This is a genomic window from Dyella jejuensis (assembly GCF_044904675.1).
GTDB lineage: Bacteria > Pseudomonadota > Gammaproteobacteria > Xanthomonadales > Rhodanobacteraceae > Dyella_B > Dyella_B jejuensis.
This window is the reverse complement of sequence record NZ_JADIKJ010000013.1, coordinates 34,594-48,901: the sequence shown is the minus strand read 5'-3', so window position 1 is coordinate 48,901 and position 14,308 is coordinate 34,594. Positions and strand designations below refer to the sequence as shown.

General features: G+C 63.6%; 11 protein-coding genes. 4 read left to right on the top strand and 7 right to left on the bottom strand.

Annotated features, from left to right (window positions below; genetic code table 11):
* The first annotated feature begins 116 nt into the window (after positions 1 to 116).
* Positions 117 to 1,316: a DesA family fatty acid desaturase gene (locus ISP15_RS12360; protein WP_404547755.1), complete on the top strand. Its 1,200-nt coding sequence runs from the start codon at positions 117 to 119 to the stop codon at positions 1,314 to 1,316.
* Between the two features lie 137 nt (positions 1,317 to 1,453).
* On the opposite strand, the gene ISP15_RS12355 is transcribed toward ISP15_RS12360, so the two are convergent.
* From ISP15_RS12355 to rpmB, 3 genes are all read right to left on the bottom strand, one after another.
* Entirely contained in the window at positions 1,454 to 3,607 is a 2,154-nt protein-coding gene (locus ISP15_RS12355; protein WP_404547754.1) for an alpha-glucuronidase family glycosyl hydrolase, read from the bottom strand.
* Between the two features lie 373 nt (positions 3,608 to 3,980).
* Positions 3,981 to 4,148 (bottom strand): 50S ribosomal protein L33, encoded by a 168-nt coding sequence (gene rpmG, locus ISP15_RS12350; protein ID WP_126675274.1) that lies wholly within the window; start codon positions 4,146 to 4,148, stop codon positions 3,981 to 3,983.
* A gap of 10 nt (positions 4,149 to 4,158) precedes the next feature.
* Positions 4,159 to 4,395, bottom strand: coding sequence for a 50S ribosomal protein L28 (gene rpmB / locus ISP15_RS12345; RefSeq protein ID WP_090449535.1), 237 nt, complete (start codon positions 4,393 to 4,395; stop codon positions 4,159 to 4,161).
* Positions 4,396 to 4,798: 403 nt separating this feature from the next.
* Here rpmB and secB point away from each other — a divergent pair, with 403 nt between their 5' ends.
* The 3 genes from secB to ISP15_RS12330 all read left to right on the top strand — a co-directional run bounded on the left by secB (position 4,799) and on the right by ISP15_RS12330 (position 9,451).
* Positions 4,799 to 5,296, top strand: coding sequence for a protein-export chaperone SecB (secB, locus tag ISP15_RS12340; RefSeq protein WP_404547751.1), 498 nt, complete (start codon positions 4,799 to 4,801; stop codon positions 5,294 to 5,296).
* 9 nt (positions 5,297 to 5,305) lie between these two features.
* Positions 5,306 to 6,331, top strand: a complete 1,026-nt coding sequence (locus tag ISP15_RS12335) for an NAD(P)H-dependent glycerol-3-phosphate dehydrogenase (RefSeq protein WP_404547749.1) — start codon at positions 5,306 to 5,308, stop codon at positions 6,329 to 6,331.
* A gap of 96 nt (positions 6,332 to 6,427) precedes the next feature.
* Positions 6,428 to 9,451: a DEAD/DEAH box helicase gene (locus tag ISP15_RS12330; RefSeq protein WP_404547746.1), complete on the top strand. Its 3,024-nt coding sequence runs from the start codon at positions 6,428 to 6,430 to the stop codon at positions 9,449 to 9,451.
* Positions 9,452 to 9,935: 484 nt separating this feature from the next.
* Here the strand turns inward: ISP15_RS12330 and ISP15_RS12325 are convergent, their stop codons facing one another.
* From ISP15_RS12325 to ISP15_RS12310, 4 genes are all read right to left on the bottom strand, one after another.
* Positions 9,936 to 10,760, bottom strand: a complete 825-nt coding sequence (locus tag ISP15_RS12325; RefSeq protein ID WP_404547744.1) for an SEL1-like repeat protein — start codon at positions 10,758 to 10,760, stop codon at positions 9,936 to 9,938.
* Between the two features lie 68 nt (positions 10,761 to 10,828).
* A complete protein-coding gene (locus ISP15_RS12320; protein WP_404547742.1) occupies positions 10,829 to 11,512 on the bottom strand; it encodes an HAD family hydrolase in 684 nt (227 codons plus the stop codon).
* 68 nt (positions 11,513 to 11,580) lie between these two features.
* Positions 11,581 to 12,597: a glucokinase gene (gene glk / locus ISP15_RS12315; RefSeq protein WP_404547739.1), complete on the bottom strand. Its 1,017-nt coding sequence runs from the start codon at positions 12,595 to 12,597 to the stop codon at positions 11,581 to 11,583.
* A 119-nt stretch (positions 12,598 to 12,716) separates the two neighbouring features.
* The gene (locus tag ISP15_RS12310) at positions 12,717 to 14,243 is read right to left on the bottom strand and encodes a S53 family peptidase (protein ID WP_404547737.1); all 1,527 of its coding nucleotides are present in this window, start codon (positions 14,241 to 14,243) and stop codon (positions 12,717 to 12,719) included.
* Positions 14,244 to 14,308 lie beyond the last annotated feature (65 nt).

The following is a 14,308-nucleotide window of genomic DNA, read 5'->3' as shown; positions in this document are numbered from 1 at the left end:
TGTTTGTCACGAAGTGGCGCTCTTAACAGAAGTCGAAGTAGCAAGGGGCTACCATGCTGGTGGGTACGGACACCCTCAACTAGACTGCTTTTCAACGTTATCCAGGTAATCCAAAGATGTTCGATGCTGTGCTGCACTTCCTTTCGAGCGGCGTGAGCGGTGCCGGGTGGGTGGCGATCCTCGTCTACTTGCTGGTGGTCACCCAGATCACCATTTTCACTGTCACGCTCTACCTGCACCGCTGCCAGACGCATCGCGGCGTCGACCTGCATCCGTCGATCTCGCATTTCTTCCGTTTCTGGGGCTGGCTCACCACGGGCATGGTCACCAAGGAGTGGGTCGCGGTGCATCGCAAGCACCATGCCAAGGTCGAGACGGAGGAAGATCCGCATAGCCCGCAGATCTATGGCATCAAGAAAGTTTTCTGGGATGGCGTTTCGCTGTATCGCGATGCCAGCTTCGTGACGGAAGACCTGGAAAAGTACGGCCGCGGCACGCCTGACGACTGGCTTGAGCGCAAGTTCTATAGCGGCCATCCCTACTGGGGGCCGGCGCTGATGCTGATCATCAATGTCACCCTGTTCGGCGTGATCGGCCTGGCCGTGTGGGCTGTGCAGATGGCCTGGATCCCGTTCTGGGCTGCCGGCTTCGTCAACGGCATTGGCCATTGGTGGGGCTATCGCAATTTCGAGAGCTCCGACACGGCCACCAACCTGATTCCCTGGGGTTTCTGGATTGGCGGCGAAGAGCTGCACAACAATCATCACGCCTTCCCGAGCTCGGCGAAGTTCGCGCTGCGCAAGTGGGAGTTCGACATCGGCTGGGCCATGATCTGTGTCTTGCGTGCGTTGGGCCTTGCCAAGGTGCTGCGCGTGGCACCTTCGCTGGACGTGCGCCCCAATGTGCACCTGCCGGATGCCGAGACGCTGAAAGCCGTGCTTACCCACCGCTTCCAGGCCATGACCGACTATTACCGCAACGTGATCGTCCCCACCCTGCGCGACGAAGCGCAGCATGCCGGCGAAAACATCAAGGCCACACCGCGTCGCCTGCGGCGCGCGCTCGCCGATGGCGGTCGCTGGCTCGATGGCGAGGGCCGCGAGCGCATGCAGGCGGTGCTGGCCAAGCGTCCGACTCTCAGCACGGTATGCGAATTCCGCAACCGCCTTGCCGAGCTGATGGAACAGCGCGGTGCCGACCAGGCGTTGAAGGGTTTGCAGCAGTGGATCGCCGAGGCCGAGCAGAGCGGCATTCGTGCGCTGCAGGATTTCGCGCAGCGCCTGAAGAGCTACTCGCTGGTCGGCAGCAACGCCTGATTCATCGCGCGACCCACCGCTCCAATGCAAAAAGCCCGCCTCGATGGCGGGCTTTTTGTTGGATGCGCGGCGTGATCGTGGTTTATCCGTACACGCGCGTGGGCAAGGGCGTCCTTCGTTCTCTTGCACTGTCGTGATCAATGCGATCCGAGGGCGGATGGATTGGTCCCCGGCGCGTAGGGAAAGGAAAGCGATTCGTAGTATTTGAGCGAGTGTTGGGGTGGTGCAAATCCGGGCGGCAAGGGACGCCCGGACATGCTTTGGAAATAGGCAATGCAGGCGTCGCGCCACCATTGCGCTTCTTTTTCCTGAATAGCCAGGAACGCGGCAACCTGCCGGTAGCGTTCCGGATCGATATAGCCGTCCAGCCGCCGCCAGGTTTCCTGCATCTGCTTCACTTCATCCACGCCATGCGTGTAATGCGCCACCAGTTCGTACCACAGCGTATGGCCGGAACGCAGGCGATAGTCCCAGGACACATGATGGAACCAGAGCAGGTATTGCTCGGGCGTCTGCTTGATATCGTTGAACTGCGCAGCGAGCGGTGGCGCGTATTGATCGACGGCATCGCTGCCGGTACGGGTCCGGTCGAAGCCGATGCCGTGGCGGTCCGCCTGGTGATAGTAGGCCGGGCGCCAGTCGGCACGCGGCGGGCTGGTATCCCAGGGCGCCGGTCCGTAGTGGCTGCCGTAGGCCATCAGGTGATGCAGGCCGAGCGGGGTCATGTAATCGACGGCGGCTTCGCGCGAGCCCATCATCATGTCGACCACGGGCCTGACGAATGCTTCGTCGTTGGTGAAGGTCATGCGCACCCAGTCGTCGGCAATGGCGCGTGCCGATAGCGTCGGATTCCAGGCCAGGCGGCCAAATACGTACCAGTTGGCCTGGTTGAATGTGGAGCCGCACCAGTCGCGGTCGGTGCCGATGTTGGCGGCGCCGGCCATGCCTGAGAGCGTGTGGCGATCCAGCGCCCCGTCGATCACCTTCGCGACGGTAGAGCCCTTGCCATCCACCAACGTGTCGGCCGACAACACCTCCTGGTACAGCGGACCTAAGTAAACCAGATGCGTGGCGAAGCCGAGGTATTCCTTGGTGATCTGGAATTCCATCATCAGCGGCGTCTTTGGCATGGCGCCGAAAAGCGGGCTGAAGGGCTCCCTTGGCTGGAAGTCGACCGATCCGTTCTTCACCTGCAACAGCACATTGGGACGGAACTGGCCATCGAGCGGTTTGAATTCTTCGTATGCCTGCTTGGCGCGATCGTCCTTATTGGCTTGCGAGTAGACGAACGCGCGCCACATGACGACACCGCCGTGCGGTGCGAGCGCATCGGCAAGCATGTTCGCGCCGTCCGCATGCGTGCGGCCGTAATCTTGCGGACCAGGCTGGCCCTCCGAGTTGGCCTTGACCAGGAAGCCGCCAAAGTCGGGAATGAGCTGGTAGATCGCATCGGCTTTTTCGCGCCACCAGCGCTGTACCTGCGGATCGGACGGATCGGCGGCTTTCAAGCCGCCGATTTCCATCGGCGAGCTAAAGCGAACGCTGAGATACACCCGAATGCCGTAAGGGCGAAACACGGACGCCAGTGCCGCGACCTTTTGCAAGTACGTCGGCGTAAGAATCGCTGCCTCGGCGTTGACGTTGTCGAGTACGGCGCCATTGATGCCGATCGAAGCGTCGGCGCGCGCGTAGTCGGTGTAGCGTGGCTCCAGCCAGTCGGGCAGCTTCCACCAGTCCCAGATCGAAGCGCCGGCATAGCCGCGCTCGATGCTGCCGTCGAGATTGTCCCAATGATCGAGGACGCGCAGTTTTATGCGCGGCCATTCGCGCACGTCAAGATGATCGATCGGTTGTTCGGTTTGCAGCAGGCGCAGGAAATGGAATACGCCGTAGAGAACACCGATATCCCGGTTGGCAACGATGACGGTGGCGGGATGACCGTCCACCATTGTGCTTCGGACCAGATAGCCTTCGTTGCCGAGCTGTCCGGTATCCAGCCGCAGCCGCGCGAGTTGCGGCGACGACGCCGGCGTGCCGGCGATAATCGCGCCATCGCGCGTGACCGTATCGGACAGTCGCGGAGTTTGGCCGAGCAAACCGCCCAGGCCGCGCAGCAGTTCATCGCGCGCCGCGGCCTGGGTGGGCGTGGAGGAAGCCATGATCAATTGTGATGCGCGGCTTCGATACGCGGTGGCCTGCGTTGAGGCCAGCGGGTGATAGCGCAGCCATAGTTCGTAGCCGTCTTCCGAATATGCCGGTTTTGCGCATAGCAGCGCGATCAGCACCAGCATGCTGCTTGCCAGGGCGCGGAGCAGCGAAAGCCTGCGCCGGCTACGGCGGTGATCTGCTTTGGCTGCTTCAGCGGCCTTGGACTTCGTTTCCACAACCATGCGCAAGAAGGGACGCATACAACGCTCCGAAATCGTGGCCGGAATCGAGTGCCGATGGCGAAGTGTCGCCGATCGCGGCGTCGCGTGTTGTCAAGGATTGGAGGGAAGAACCACGCGGGTGGGTGCAATGTCGCAGACGCGGCAGCTGGCTGCGCGGGGCATCGCAATAAGCGCGAGAATTTTTGGGCAAAAAAAACCCGCCACGACGGCGGGTTTCTTCAAGACGACAAGGCAAAGTTCCCCGGCTTTCGCCGGATGACCTGCCTGGAGCAGGTCACTTGATCTTGCCTTCCTTGTAGATCACGTGCTTGCGAACGACCGGATCGTATTTCTTGAACTCGAATTTGTCCGGGGTGTTCTTCTTGTTCTTCTGCGTGGTGTAGAAGTGGCCGGTACCGGCCGACGAGATCAGGCGGATCTTGTCTTGCTTGCTGTTAGCCATGACTTACTCCTCAGACCTTTTCGCCGCGGGCACGCAGGTCGGCGATCACGGCCTCGATGCCCTTCTTGTCGATGGTGCGCAACGCCTGGTTGGAGACGCGCAGTTTCACCCAGCGGTTCTCGCTGGCGACCCAGAAGCGACGCTCATGCAGGTTGGGCAACCAGCGGCGACGGGTCTTGTTGTTGGCGTGCGAGACGTTATTGCCGGTCTGCACACCCTTTCCGGTGACTTGGCATACACGGGCCATGATGACCTCCGTAATTTTGTTTACCGCCCGTTGGCCAGGGCGACATCGGCCCAGCGGCGCCATGCGCCACGCGATGCTGGAGGGTAGTGCTTTCGCCAAGATCGTGAGGTCCGCATCGCGTTGCGGACATGCCCGGAAAGCCGGGTCGACAGGGGCGAGCCGCGTATTCTCCCAGAAGACGCGCCCTGTGCGCAATGTTTGAGCAGTGGCAGCGTCCGGTCGGGGCGGGAAAAGACCTGCCGGCGACCGTGGAACCGGTCGCCCGGCTGCGTTGGCCCGGATGCTTCGCTGCTGATTCTGGCCGGTAACAGGGCAAACGCCTCATGGCGGCCACCGGGGATGTATGGAACAATTCCCTCCTTTGCGCCCCGTGCGCTCGCCCATCTGAACCTAAGGGATTCCCATGGCAGAAATCATCGCCAACGGCCAGGCCAATGGCCCGGCCAGCCAGCCGCAGCTGATGCTGCAGAAGATCTACGTCAAGGACGTATCCTTCGAGGCCCCCAATGCGCCGCAGATCTTCCAGGACATCGGCGAGATCAGCGAGCCGCCGCAAGTGCAACTGAACCTGACCCAGCGCGCCACCGGCCTGGGCAACGATCTCTACGAAGTGGTGCTGACTCTCACGCTCACCTGCACGGTCAACGATCGCACCGCCTATCTGGCCGAAGTGCATCAAGCGGGGCTGTTCGGCATCGCTGGATTCAACGAAAGCGACCAGGCCGGCATCATCGGCAGCTACTGCCCGAACCTGTTGTTCCCCTACGCGCGCCAGATCATTTCCAGCCTGGTGCAAGAAGGCGGTTTTCCGCCGTTCCTGCTGCAGCCGATCAATTTCGAGGCGCTGTACGCCGAACAGCAGCGCCGCGGATCCGGCGAGGCGCCGACGCTCAACAGCTGAAGCCCATCTATGAGCGATCAGCCGATCCTGGCAGTCCTGGGTGCCGGCTCCTGGGGGACGGCGCTGGCGGCGCTGGCGGCGCGCAACGGCGTCCCGACCCGGTTGTGGGGCCGCCATGCCGGCGCCCTGGCCGACATGGCGGCTACTCGCCGCAATCAGCGCTATCTGCCGGAACTGGAACTGCCGCCGCAACTCGCCTACGAGCCGGACCTGGCGACCGCGGTGCGTGGCGCGACGATCGTGTTGATCGTCGTGCCCAGCCACGCCTTCGCCGAAATGCTGGACGAGCTCGTGCCGCTGCTCGATACCGGCGCCAATATCGCGTGGGCGACCAAGGGCTTCGAGCCAGGCACCGGCCGCTTCCTGCATGAACTGGTGGGCGAAAAGCTGCCGGGCCGGGCGGCGGCGGTGATCACAGGGCCGTCGTTCGCGCGCGAAGTGGCTGCCGGCATGCCCAGCGCCGTCACCGTACATTCGGAAAGCAATGCCTTCGCCCAGCAGCTTGCGGCGTTGCTGCATGCGCCGAACTTCCGCGCCTATTCCGGCAGCGACGTACTGGGCGCTGAACTTGGCGGTGCCATGAAAAACGTGCTGGCGGTCGCCACGGGCGTTGCCGATGGCATGCAACTGGGTTTGAACGCCCGTGCCGGCTTGATCACCCGCGGCATGAACGAAATGCTGCGCCTGGGCGTGGCGCTTGGTGCGCGGCCGGAAACCCTGATGGGTCTTTCCGGACTGGGCGACCTGGTGCTGACCTGCACCGGCGACCTGTCGCGCAATCGCCGTCTCGGCATGGCGCTGGGACAGGGCGTAGGCATCCACGAAGCTGTCGCGCAGATCGGTCAGGTGGTCGAAAGCGTCGTCACGGTCGACGAAGTAATGCGCCTGGCCGACAAGCACAGCCTGGACCTGCCGATCAGCAGGGGCGTGCGTGCGGTGCTGCACGGCGAGGTCACGCCCGCCGAAGGCCTGAAGGCTTTGATGGCGCGTGAGCAGAAGCCGGAATACCCGCAAGGCCTGTTCGGAAGCCATTGAGCGCCGATTCTTACTGCGCTGTCCGTATCCACTTGTGGTGCGGACCTGGATCGCTGCTAAGCTCAAGGTTTTGATCGCTCCAGGGATCGCATCCGCATGCACCTACCGGACGAGAAACAGCACGGCGATCCGTCCATCCAACGGGATGAGCGCGAGGAAAGCCTGCCTGGCGTATGGCGCAAGCTGCTGGCCAAGCCCGCTACGGCCACGATGCCGGAACACGTCGTGCTGGGTTTCTTTTTCGAGGTGATGCCGGAAGAGGGAGCGCCCTATGCGCGGCTGGACGCGGCGCCAGTGTTGCTCAGCCCGGTCGAGCACGGGCGCTTCGCCCGCCCTGCGCCGCTGGAAAGCAAAATGCTTTCGCACGCGGCATTGCAAACGCATGAACAGCGGCTGGCGACGGCGGTATTGGGACTGCCGCAGGCGCTGCGCAAGTCCCGCAGCTATGCCCGGCTGACCGGACATGTCGGCAACGCGCTGTTGGCCGAGATGCTCGATACCGCGCCGTGCTTCCTGGGTGGCCTGGCTGGCTTGCGCCTTTCGCGCGGCAAGTCGCACCAGCTCAACTGGCATTGGCACCTGGAGCAGGACGGCAGCCAGAGACTGTTGCCGGCGTTGCCGCACAGCCAGCGCCTGCTGCGTATCGATGGCCTGTGGTACCTGGACGCGGAGCGTGCCGAGCTGGGACACCTCGAGGCCGATCCGGAGGAAACGCACTGGCTCGACCTGCCGCCGCTGAAGCATGACTACAGCCGCAGCCTGCGCCGCAGCTTGCCGTCGAGCCGGCTGGCGCAGCGCATCCCGCTGCCCCAGGTATTCGATGAGCTGCGCCGCGCCGAAGTCGCGCCCAAGCCGGTGCTGACCCTGCACGCACTCACCCGCCACGTGCGCCTGGCTGCGGGCACGCCGCCGTTGGCGTATGCGCGGCTGGCCTTCGATTACGCCGGCGAGCGCCTGCCGGGCCGTGGCGGCGAGCCGCTGGTGCGCCGTGTTCGCGATGGTCAATTGGTCGAAATCATCCGCCGCCGTGCCGAAGAGCTTTCCACCATGGAACAGCTCGAGCGCGCCGGACTCACCCTGGGCGTGGATACCGAAGGCCTGCCATGGGATCTGGCCGACACGCTGCCCGAAGATGCATGGTTGTTTCCCGGCAAGGGCCACGCTGGCGCGCTGGAAGTGAATACCCCGGCACGCTGGCTAGCCTTGCGGCCGAAGCTGGAGGCGGATGGTTTCCAGCTTGAATACGCGCCGAGCTTTCCGTTCGAGGTGCTGGAAGGCCCGGTGCGCTGGTATGGCAACGCGGTCGAAGATGCCGACGACCACGCCTTCGACCTGGAAATCGGCATCGAAGTCGAAGGCAAGCGCCGCAATCTGCTGCCCGCCGTGGCACAAGCGCTGGCCGAGCATCAGCTCAACCTTAGCCCCGCGCCGAACGAGCCGGAAGACGCGGTGTGGTACGCGCCGGTCGACGAACGCCGCCGCGTGCCGGTGCGCCTGAAGGAACTGCGCGGCTTGCTGGCGCCGCTGGCCGAGTATCTGGAAAAGCCGAAAAAGAAACTGCACCTGCCACGGGTGCAGGCCGGGCGCCTGGAAGAGATCGTCGAAGCGTTGCCAAGCGGTGGCGAGCTGCAGGCGCCCGAACAGTTGCGCGGTTTCACGGCGCGCCTGCGCGATGCTGCCGAACGCGCCAGCGATGCGGTCCCGGATGGGCTCACGGTCGAACTTCGTCCTTATCAACGCGAAGGCCTGCGCTGGTTGAACGCGCTGGCCGAAGCGGGCGTGGGCGGAGTGCTCGCCGATGACATGGGCCTGGGCAAGACCCTGCAATTGATCACCCATCTGTTGGCGTTGAAGCAGCACGGTGCCTTGCAGCAGCCAGCATTGATCGTGGTGCCTACCAGCCTGATCCCGAACTGGCTGGCGGAGATCGCGCGCTTTGCGCCATCGCTGCGCGCACTCGCCTTGCACGGCCCGCAACGCAGCGGCGACTTCTCGCAGATCGCTATGCAGGACATCATCCTCACCAGTTACGCCTTGCTTCCGCGCGACGTGGTGACGTTGCGCAAGCAGCCGTTCTCGGTAATCGTGTTCGATGAAGCGCAACAGGTGAAAAACCCGCGCACGCAGGCGCGCCGCGCCGCGCTCACGTTGCGTGCGCCACGCTGCATCTGCCTTACCGGCACGCCCCTGGAAAACCATCTGGGCGAACTATGGTCACAGGTGGACCTCGCCGTGCCGGGCTTGCTTGGCGACGAGGGCGCGTTCCGCCGTCACTACCGCGTGCCGATCGAAAAGCAGCGCGACGAAGAATGCCAGGCGCGCCTCAATCGTCGCCTCGCCCCGTTCATCCTGCGCCGTACCAAGGCCCAGGTCGCCTCCGAGTTGCCGGCCAAGACCGAAATCACCCGTCGCGTGGTGCTTGATGGCCGCCAGCGCGAGCTCTATGAAAGCCTGCGCCTGTCACTGGCCGACGAACTGCGTGAAGTGATCGCCCAGCGCGGCATCGCACATAGCGGCATCGTGGTACTCGATGCATTGCTCAAGTTGCGCCAGGTTTGTTGCGATCCGCGCCTGGTGAAACTGGAAGCGGCGCGCGGCGTGCGCGATTCGGCCAAGTTCGAGCTGCTGATGGACATGCTGCCAGCGCTGCTCGCCGAAGGGCGCAAGGTGCTGCTGTTCTCGCAGTTCACGGAAATGCTCAAGCTGATCGCCGGAGAATTGGAGCGTCGCCGCATCCGCTACGTGATGCTGACAGGCGAAACGCGCGATCGAGCCGAACCCGTGCAGCGTTTCCAGGATGGCGACGTACCGCTGTTCCTGCTATCGCTGAAAGCCGGCGGCGTGGGCCTCAACCTTACCGCCGCCGATACGGTGATCCACTACGACCCATGGTGGAATCCCGCCGCCGAAGCACAGGCCAGCGACCGCGCACATCGCATCGGCCAGGACAAGCCGGTGTTCGTATTCCGCTTGATCACGGCGGGAACGGTCGAGGAGCGCATCGAGGAATTGAAGGCACGCAAGGCGGAACTCGCCGAAGCGGTGCTTGAAGGCGGCGGTACGCGCGAGAAACTCAGCTTCGACCAGACCGATCTCGATGCGCTGCTGGCGCCGGGCTGATTTGTCTTCGTGAAGCTGCCCTAGGGATGCTCTGATCAATGCTACGTAGGCGTCACCAGCTCTGTCTGTTCGCAGACCATAGGTTCGTCGGCGCACGCGGGGAGGGTACATGGATGTACCCGGCTTTGAGGAGCGAGGAAGGCAGACTGGCCGTCTGTCGAGACGACGGACCGCACGCGGGGAGAGTGCATGGATGCACTCGGCTTTGAGGAGCGAGGAAGGGATGCGGACAGACAGAGCTGGCCCCAACATGTTGAATTAAAGCGATGGGGTGATGTCCAGAAGGCTCGCAGAGTGCGCCGCGCGGCTTGGCAAGACGGCCAGTCTTCCCGGCGCCGCACAACACACTCTGCGAGCCTTCTGGTCATCATGCCGCCTGCGTAGCATTGATCAGAGCATCCCTAGTCGACGTTCTGCGCATGAGTGTCGTGCGGAGTGGCCCGGATCGTCGGGCCGTTACGCATCCAAGGCGGTGGAATGATGCCTACTGTGTCGTCGAAGTCGACGATGCACTGGCGGGTTGCTGGCCATGCAGCCATTCGGGTTTGCCGACCACTACGGTTCCTTCGGTGTTTTCGAAATCGGTGGTGGCCTGATCATGAAGCTTGTTGGCGACACTGAATGCGCTTTGCGAATAAGGCGCATAGCCCCTCAAATAGACCGTGCCGTTTTCGCGCGCTGAATCGTCAATCGGTTCGATGGCGTGATTGAAGCGGCGGATGGCGCGTTTCGCAGCGACGTTGTCAGCGTATTTCAGCCGCATTTGACGCCACAGTTTCAATGCCTGCTGATACTCCTGCGTCGTGACTTTGGCGCGTGCGCTGGCATAGGCCAGCTGATACTGCTGGTTCTTGCGCTCTGCGGCCAGCGCCAGCCAAGCCAGGCCAAGCGGTCGATCCTCCGGCACATCCGGCATGTCGCCGTTGAAATAAGCCAGGCCGAGTGTGTATTGAGCGTCCTTGTTGGCCCAGTACGCGGACTCCCGCAACATCTCGATCATCTTGCGGTAGTTGTCGTTGCCGTAAGCGGCGCGCGCTTCGCAAGCGTAGTAATCGCCTGGCAGGATCGGCTCGAGCGCGGTCGGGCAGTAGATATCTTTGTCCGAGACAGGCGGGTTCGGATTGTCCGGGGCAGGTTCGTATTGCGAAAGGTCGGGCTTGGCTCCGTTTACCGTAATACTCGGAGACGAAGGCGCTGAAGTTTGCGCGGCTGCGATCGACGTGAACGACAGCATGGTGGCGAGCGTTCCCAAAGCGAGCAACGTATTTTTCGACATACTCTTACCTGAATCATTTCCCCAGCGCAGCATAACGGGTCAGCGCCGTTTTCGATGACTTGCCGGGACAAGATACGCGCGGCCGTGCACGCTTGCCACGATCAATCGCGGGCGGCCACTTCGTCGATATGCCGCAGCAGGTCGGCTGGATCCTCATAGACCCGGAAGGCGCCCGACCGCTGCAGTTCGTCCTGGCCATAGCCACCGGAAAGCAGGCCCACGCCCAACGCCCGCGCGCGCTGCGCGGCGAGCATGTCCCAGACGCTGTCGCCAATGACCAGGGATTGATGGATATCCACCCCCAGCCGCTCGGCGGCGGCCAGGAACAAGTCCGGATCGGGCTTGGCATGGCGGACCATGTCGCGCGTCACCACCGGCACCTTGCCCGGATCGACGCCCAGCGCGGCAAGATTGTGGGCAGCGGTCTGCATGCGGCCGCTGGTGGCGATCGCCCACGGAATGCCTTCCTCGGTAAGGAAATGCAGCAGTTCGCGCGCGCCCGGCAATGGCCGCACCGAGCCTTGCGCATGATGGCGATTGAAGGCCTCCGCATGCCATTGCTGCAATCGCAGGATGCGCTCCTCGGTGATGTCCAAGCCCGTTTCGCGTAGCAGGATATGGGTGAACAATCCCCCGCTCATGCCGATCTTGCGGTGGATGCTCCATACCGGCAGCACTACGCCTTCGCGATCCAATGCTTCCTTCCATGCCAGCACGTGCTGGTAGACGCTGTCGATCAGCGTGCCGTCGAGATCGAAAAGAAAGGCGGTGCTGGAGCGAGGCATGAAATCACCGATGCGTGTACTGCAGGATACGATCATCCGGCGGGGGCAAGGTTGCCATCCCTGCGGGATCAGGCTTCTCTGGGCAAATTTCGGCCCGCTTCGAGCACGGCCAGGGCGGCCGCCCCCAGCAGGCCCGGTTCGGGATGCGTGATGGCCACGGTAGGCACGTTCTCCATCGTGTCGCGGAAGCGGCCCTTGGCTTCGAAGCGCTCGCGAAAGCCGCCGCTTTGCAGCCAGGGCATCAGGATCTTCAGCACGCCGCCGGTGAGGTACACGCCATCCCAGCCGCCCAGGCTGAGTACCAGGTCGCCTGCCACGCTGCCGAAAATGCCGGCCAGCGTTTCCACGGTGCGCACGCACAGCGCATCGCTGCCATCGGTGGCGCGCGCGGTAATGTCTTCCGGGGTGTATTCCTCGGCCGGTTGTCCGGCGATATCGGCCAGCGCCAGGTACAGGTTCACCAGGCCGTTGCCGCAGATCATGCGTTCGTTGGAGACGCGCCCGAAGCGCGCATTGAGGCGATGCAGGATCTCGACGTCTTCGGCGCTATGCGCGGCGAACCCGGCATGGCCGCCTTCGGTCTCCAATACGATCCAGTGGCCATGGCGCAGCAGCAGGCCGGCCACGCCCAGTCCGGTACCCGGCCCCATCACGACGAATGTCTGCGACGATTTGCGATCGTGTTCCGGCGGCAGCGCCTTTCCGACCGCTTGCAGCTGATCGTTGTGCAGCAACGGGATCGACATGCCCTGCGCGGCGAAATCGTTGACCAGGCGCACGCCATCGAATCCCAGTTCGAGTTGCAGCCCATGCGCGGAAACGGCCCAGGGATTATTGGTGATCTTTACCGTTTCGCCGTTGGCGATACGTCCGGCCGCGGCGATGATCGCTTGCGATGCGGTATGGCCGGTATCCGTGAAGTATTGGCGGATGGTGTCGGCCAGCGTATCGAAATCCTTCACGCGGTAACGCCGCACGCTATCCATGAGCAGCGGCGTGGTGGAAGCGGTATCGGCCAGCGCGAAGCGGACGTTGGTACCACCGAGATCGGCAAGCAGGGTAGGGGACGTGATGGAGCGATCCATGAGTATTCCGAAACGGCAAGCCTGCCAAGACTGCCTGTTGCCGCCCCGTTCGTCCAGTTTGAAAGCGCGCTGGAGCGCGGATCGGGATGCGCTGCTGTATCCCGATCCGCGGTGGTTGCTTATGACTTTTGCGCGGCCAGCGCGGCTACCAATGCCTGGCCGTTGGGACTGCCCAGCCCGGTGCAGGCATCCCAGCCCGGGCCAGCCTGATATGCGCCGTTGTTGCCTTGCGTGATATCGCGGAAAACCGATTCGCCGGCCTGGTACAGCGCCGCATGCACGTCACCCACCGGCGCGCCGAGTTGCTGGTTGAGGCGTGCGACCAGCGCTGCCCATAGCGGCGCCACCGCGCTGGTGCCGCCGATCACCTGCGACTGGCCGCCGACCAGCACCTGGTAACCGGTCATCGGGTCGGCATTGCCGGCAACGTCGGGAACCCCGCGGCCCGCGCTGCCGCTTGGCGAATTGGGCACCTTTGCGTTCTGCTGCCAGGTCGGCAGCCCGAATTCGATGCTCACCCCGCCGCCGGTGGCGCCTTCATTGCTGGCGGTTTCGTTCCATACCACCTCGCTCTGGATCGACGTGCCGCTGGCCGCCAGGGTAGTACCGCCGCACGCCAGCGCGTAAGGACTGGAAGCCGGGAAATCGACATGCGATTGCCCGTCGCTCTCGCCATCGGTGGAGCCGCTGTCGCCGGCCGCCACTGTTACCGTGACGCCCAGCGCCGCCGCATCCTCCAGCGCCGTTTCCATCGCGGTGCGGGATGAGCTGGTCCAGCTGTCTTCCGGGCCGCCCCAGCTGATCGAGATCACCGACGGTTTGTAGGTGGTGTCGTGTGCAGCCTGCGAGATCGCTTCGTAGAAGCCCTGGTCGGTATTGGTCGTGAAATACACCGCGATGGTCGCCCCCGGGGCCAGCGCGCCAGCCACTTCGATATCCAGCATGACTTCGTCATCGGCATCGCTGCTGCCCGGCTGGTTCTGGCCGCCCGCCACGGAAACGGCTATCACCTGGGGTGGCTTGCTGATGCCAAGGTTGGAAAAGTACTGGGACAGATCGCTGGTAGTGAAGCCGCCACCCAGTTCGATGATGCCGATGGCCTGGCCGGTGCCATCCGTATTCGCGGGGAAGTTGTACAGCTGGCCCAGCTGGATGGGCGTGTAGGAGGTGTTCGGCTGCGCGCTGGGCTTGCGAAAATGCGGGCTGGCCACGGGCCGTCGGTCCAGGCCCAGCACGGCGATGGCCTCGGGCGGAAGCGTCGGCGCGTGCCCGCAGCCGACAAACGGTTCGCACCCGTTGAGCTGGTATTTGCCGAGCGTGACGCCGAAGGCCTGTTCCAGCGCCGCCGGCGTGCCGCGCAGATGCAGGACGCGACGATGCGTATCGCAGCCGGTTTCGGTCAAGCCATGCTGTTGGGCAAAACGCCGCAGGGTTTCCACATCGGCCGGATTCGCGCCGTAGTGATCGCCGAATTCGCCGCGCACGTAGCGTGGCTGCTGCGGCCATGCGGCGATAGGTGGCGTGGTTTCCGAACGCCGCCGCAACACGATGGTGACGTCGATCGGCTCGGCGCCTTCGTGCGGGCCGAGGTATTTCATGCCTTCGGGCGTGGTCCAGTGCGGCGAAGTTTTGCTGGATAGGCTCATGACGCGACTCCATGGAGGGGGACATGCACCATCGGAAGATGGCACACGCTATGTGTCGATCTTGC

Coding starts and splice junctions, on each gene's coding strand:
- rpmB (WP_090449535.1), bottom strand. CDS start 4,395: ATGGCCCGTGTATGCCAAGTCACCGGAAAGGGTGTGCAGACCGGCAAT.
- ISP15_RS12355 (WP_404547754.1), bottom strand. CDS start 3,607: ATGCTGGTGCTGATCGCGCTGCTATGCGCAAAACCGGCATATTCGGAA.
- ISP15_RS12330 (WP_404547746.1), top strand. CDS start 6,428: ATGCACCTACCGGACGAGAAACAGCACGGCGATCCGTCCATCCAACGG.
- ISP15_RS12320 (WP_404547742.1), bottom strand. CDS start 11,512: ATGCCTCGCTCCAGCACCGCCTTTCTTTTCGATCTCGACGGCACGCTG.
- ISP15_RS12325 (WP_404547744.1), bottom strand. CDS start 10,760: ATGCTGCGCTGGGGAAATGATTCAGGTAAGAGTATGTCGAAAAATACG.
- ISP15_RS12310 (WP_404547737.1), bottom strand. CDS start 14,243: ATGAGCCTATCCAGCAAAACTTCGCCGCACTGGACCACGCCCGAAGGC.
- rpmG (WP_126675274.1), bottom strand. CDS start 4,148: ATGGCTAACAGCAAGCAAGACAAGATCCGCCTGATCTCGTCGGCCGGT.
- ISP15_RS12360 (WP_404547755.1), top strand. CDS start 117: ATGTTCGATGCTGTGCTGCACTTCCTTTCGAGCGGCGTGAGCGGTGCC.
- secB (WP_404547751.1), top strand. CDS start 4,799: ATGGCAGAAATCATCGCCAACGGCCAGGCCAATGGCCCGGCCAGCCAG.
- ISP15_RS12335 (WP_404547749.1), top strand. CDS start 5,306: ATGAGCGATCAGCCGATCCTGGCAGTCCTGGGTGCCGGCTCCTGGGGG.
- glk (WP_404547739.1), bottom strand. CDS start 12,597: ATGGATCGCTCCATCACGTCCCCTACCCTGCTTGCCGATCTCGGTGGT.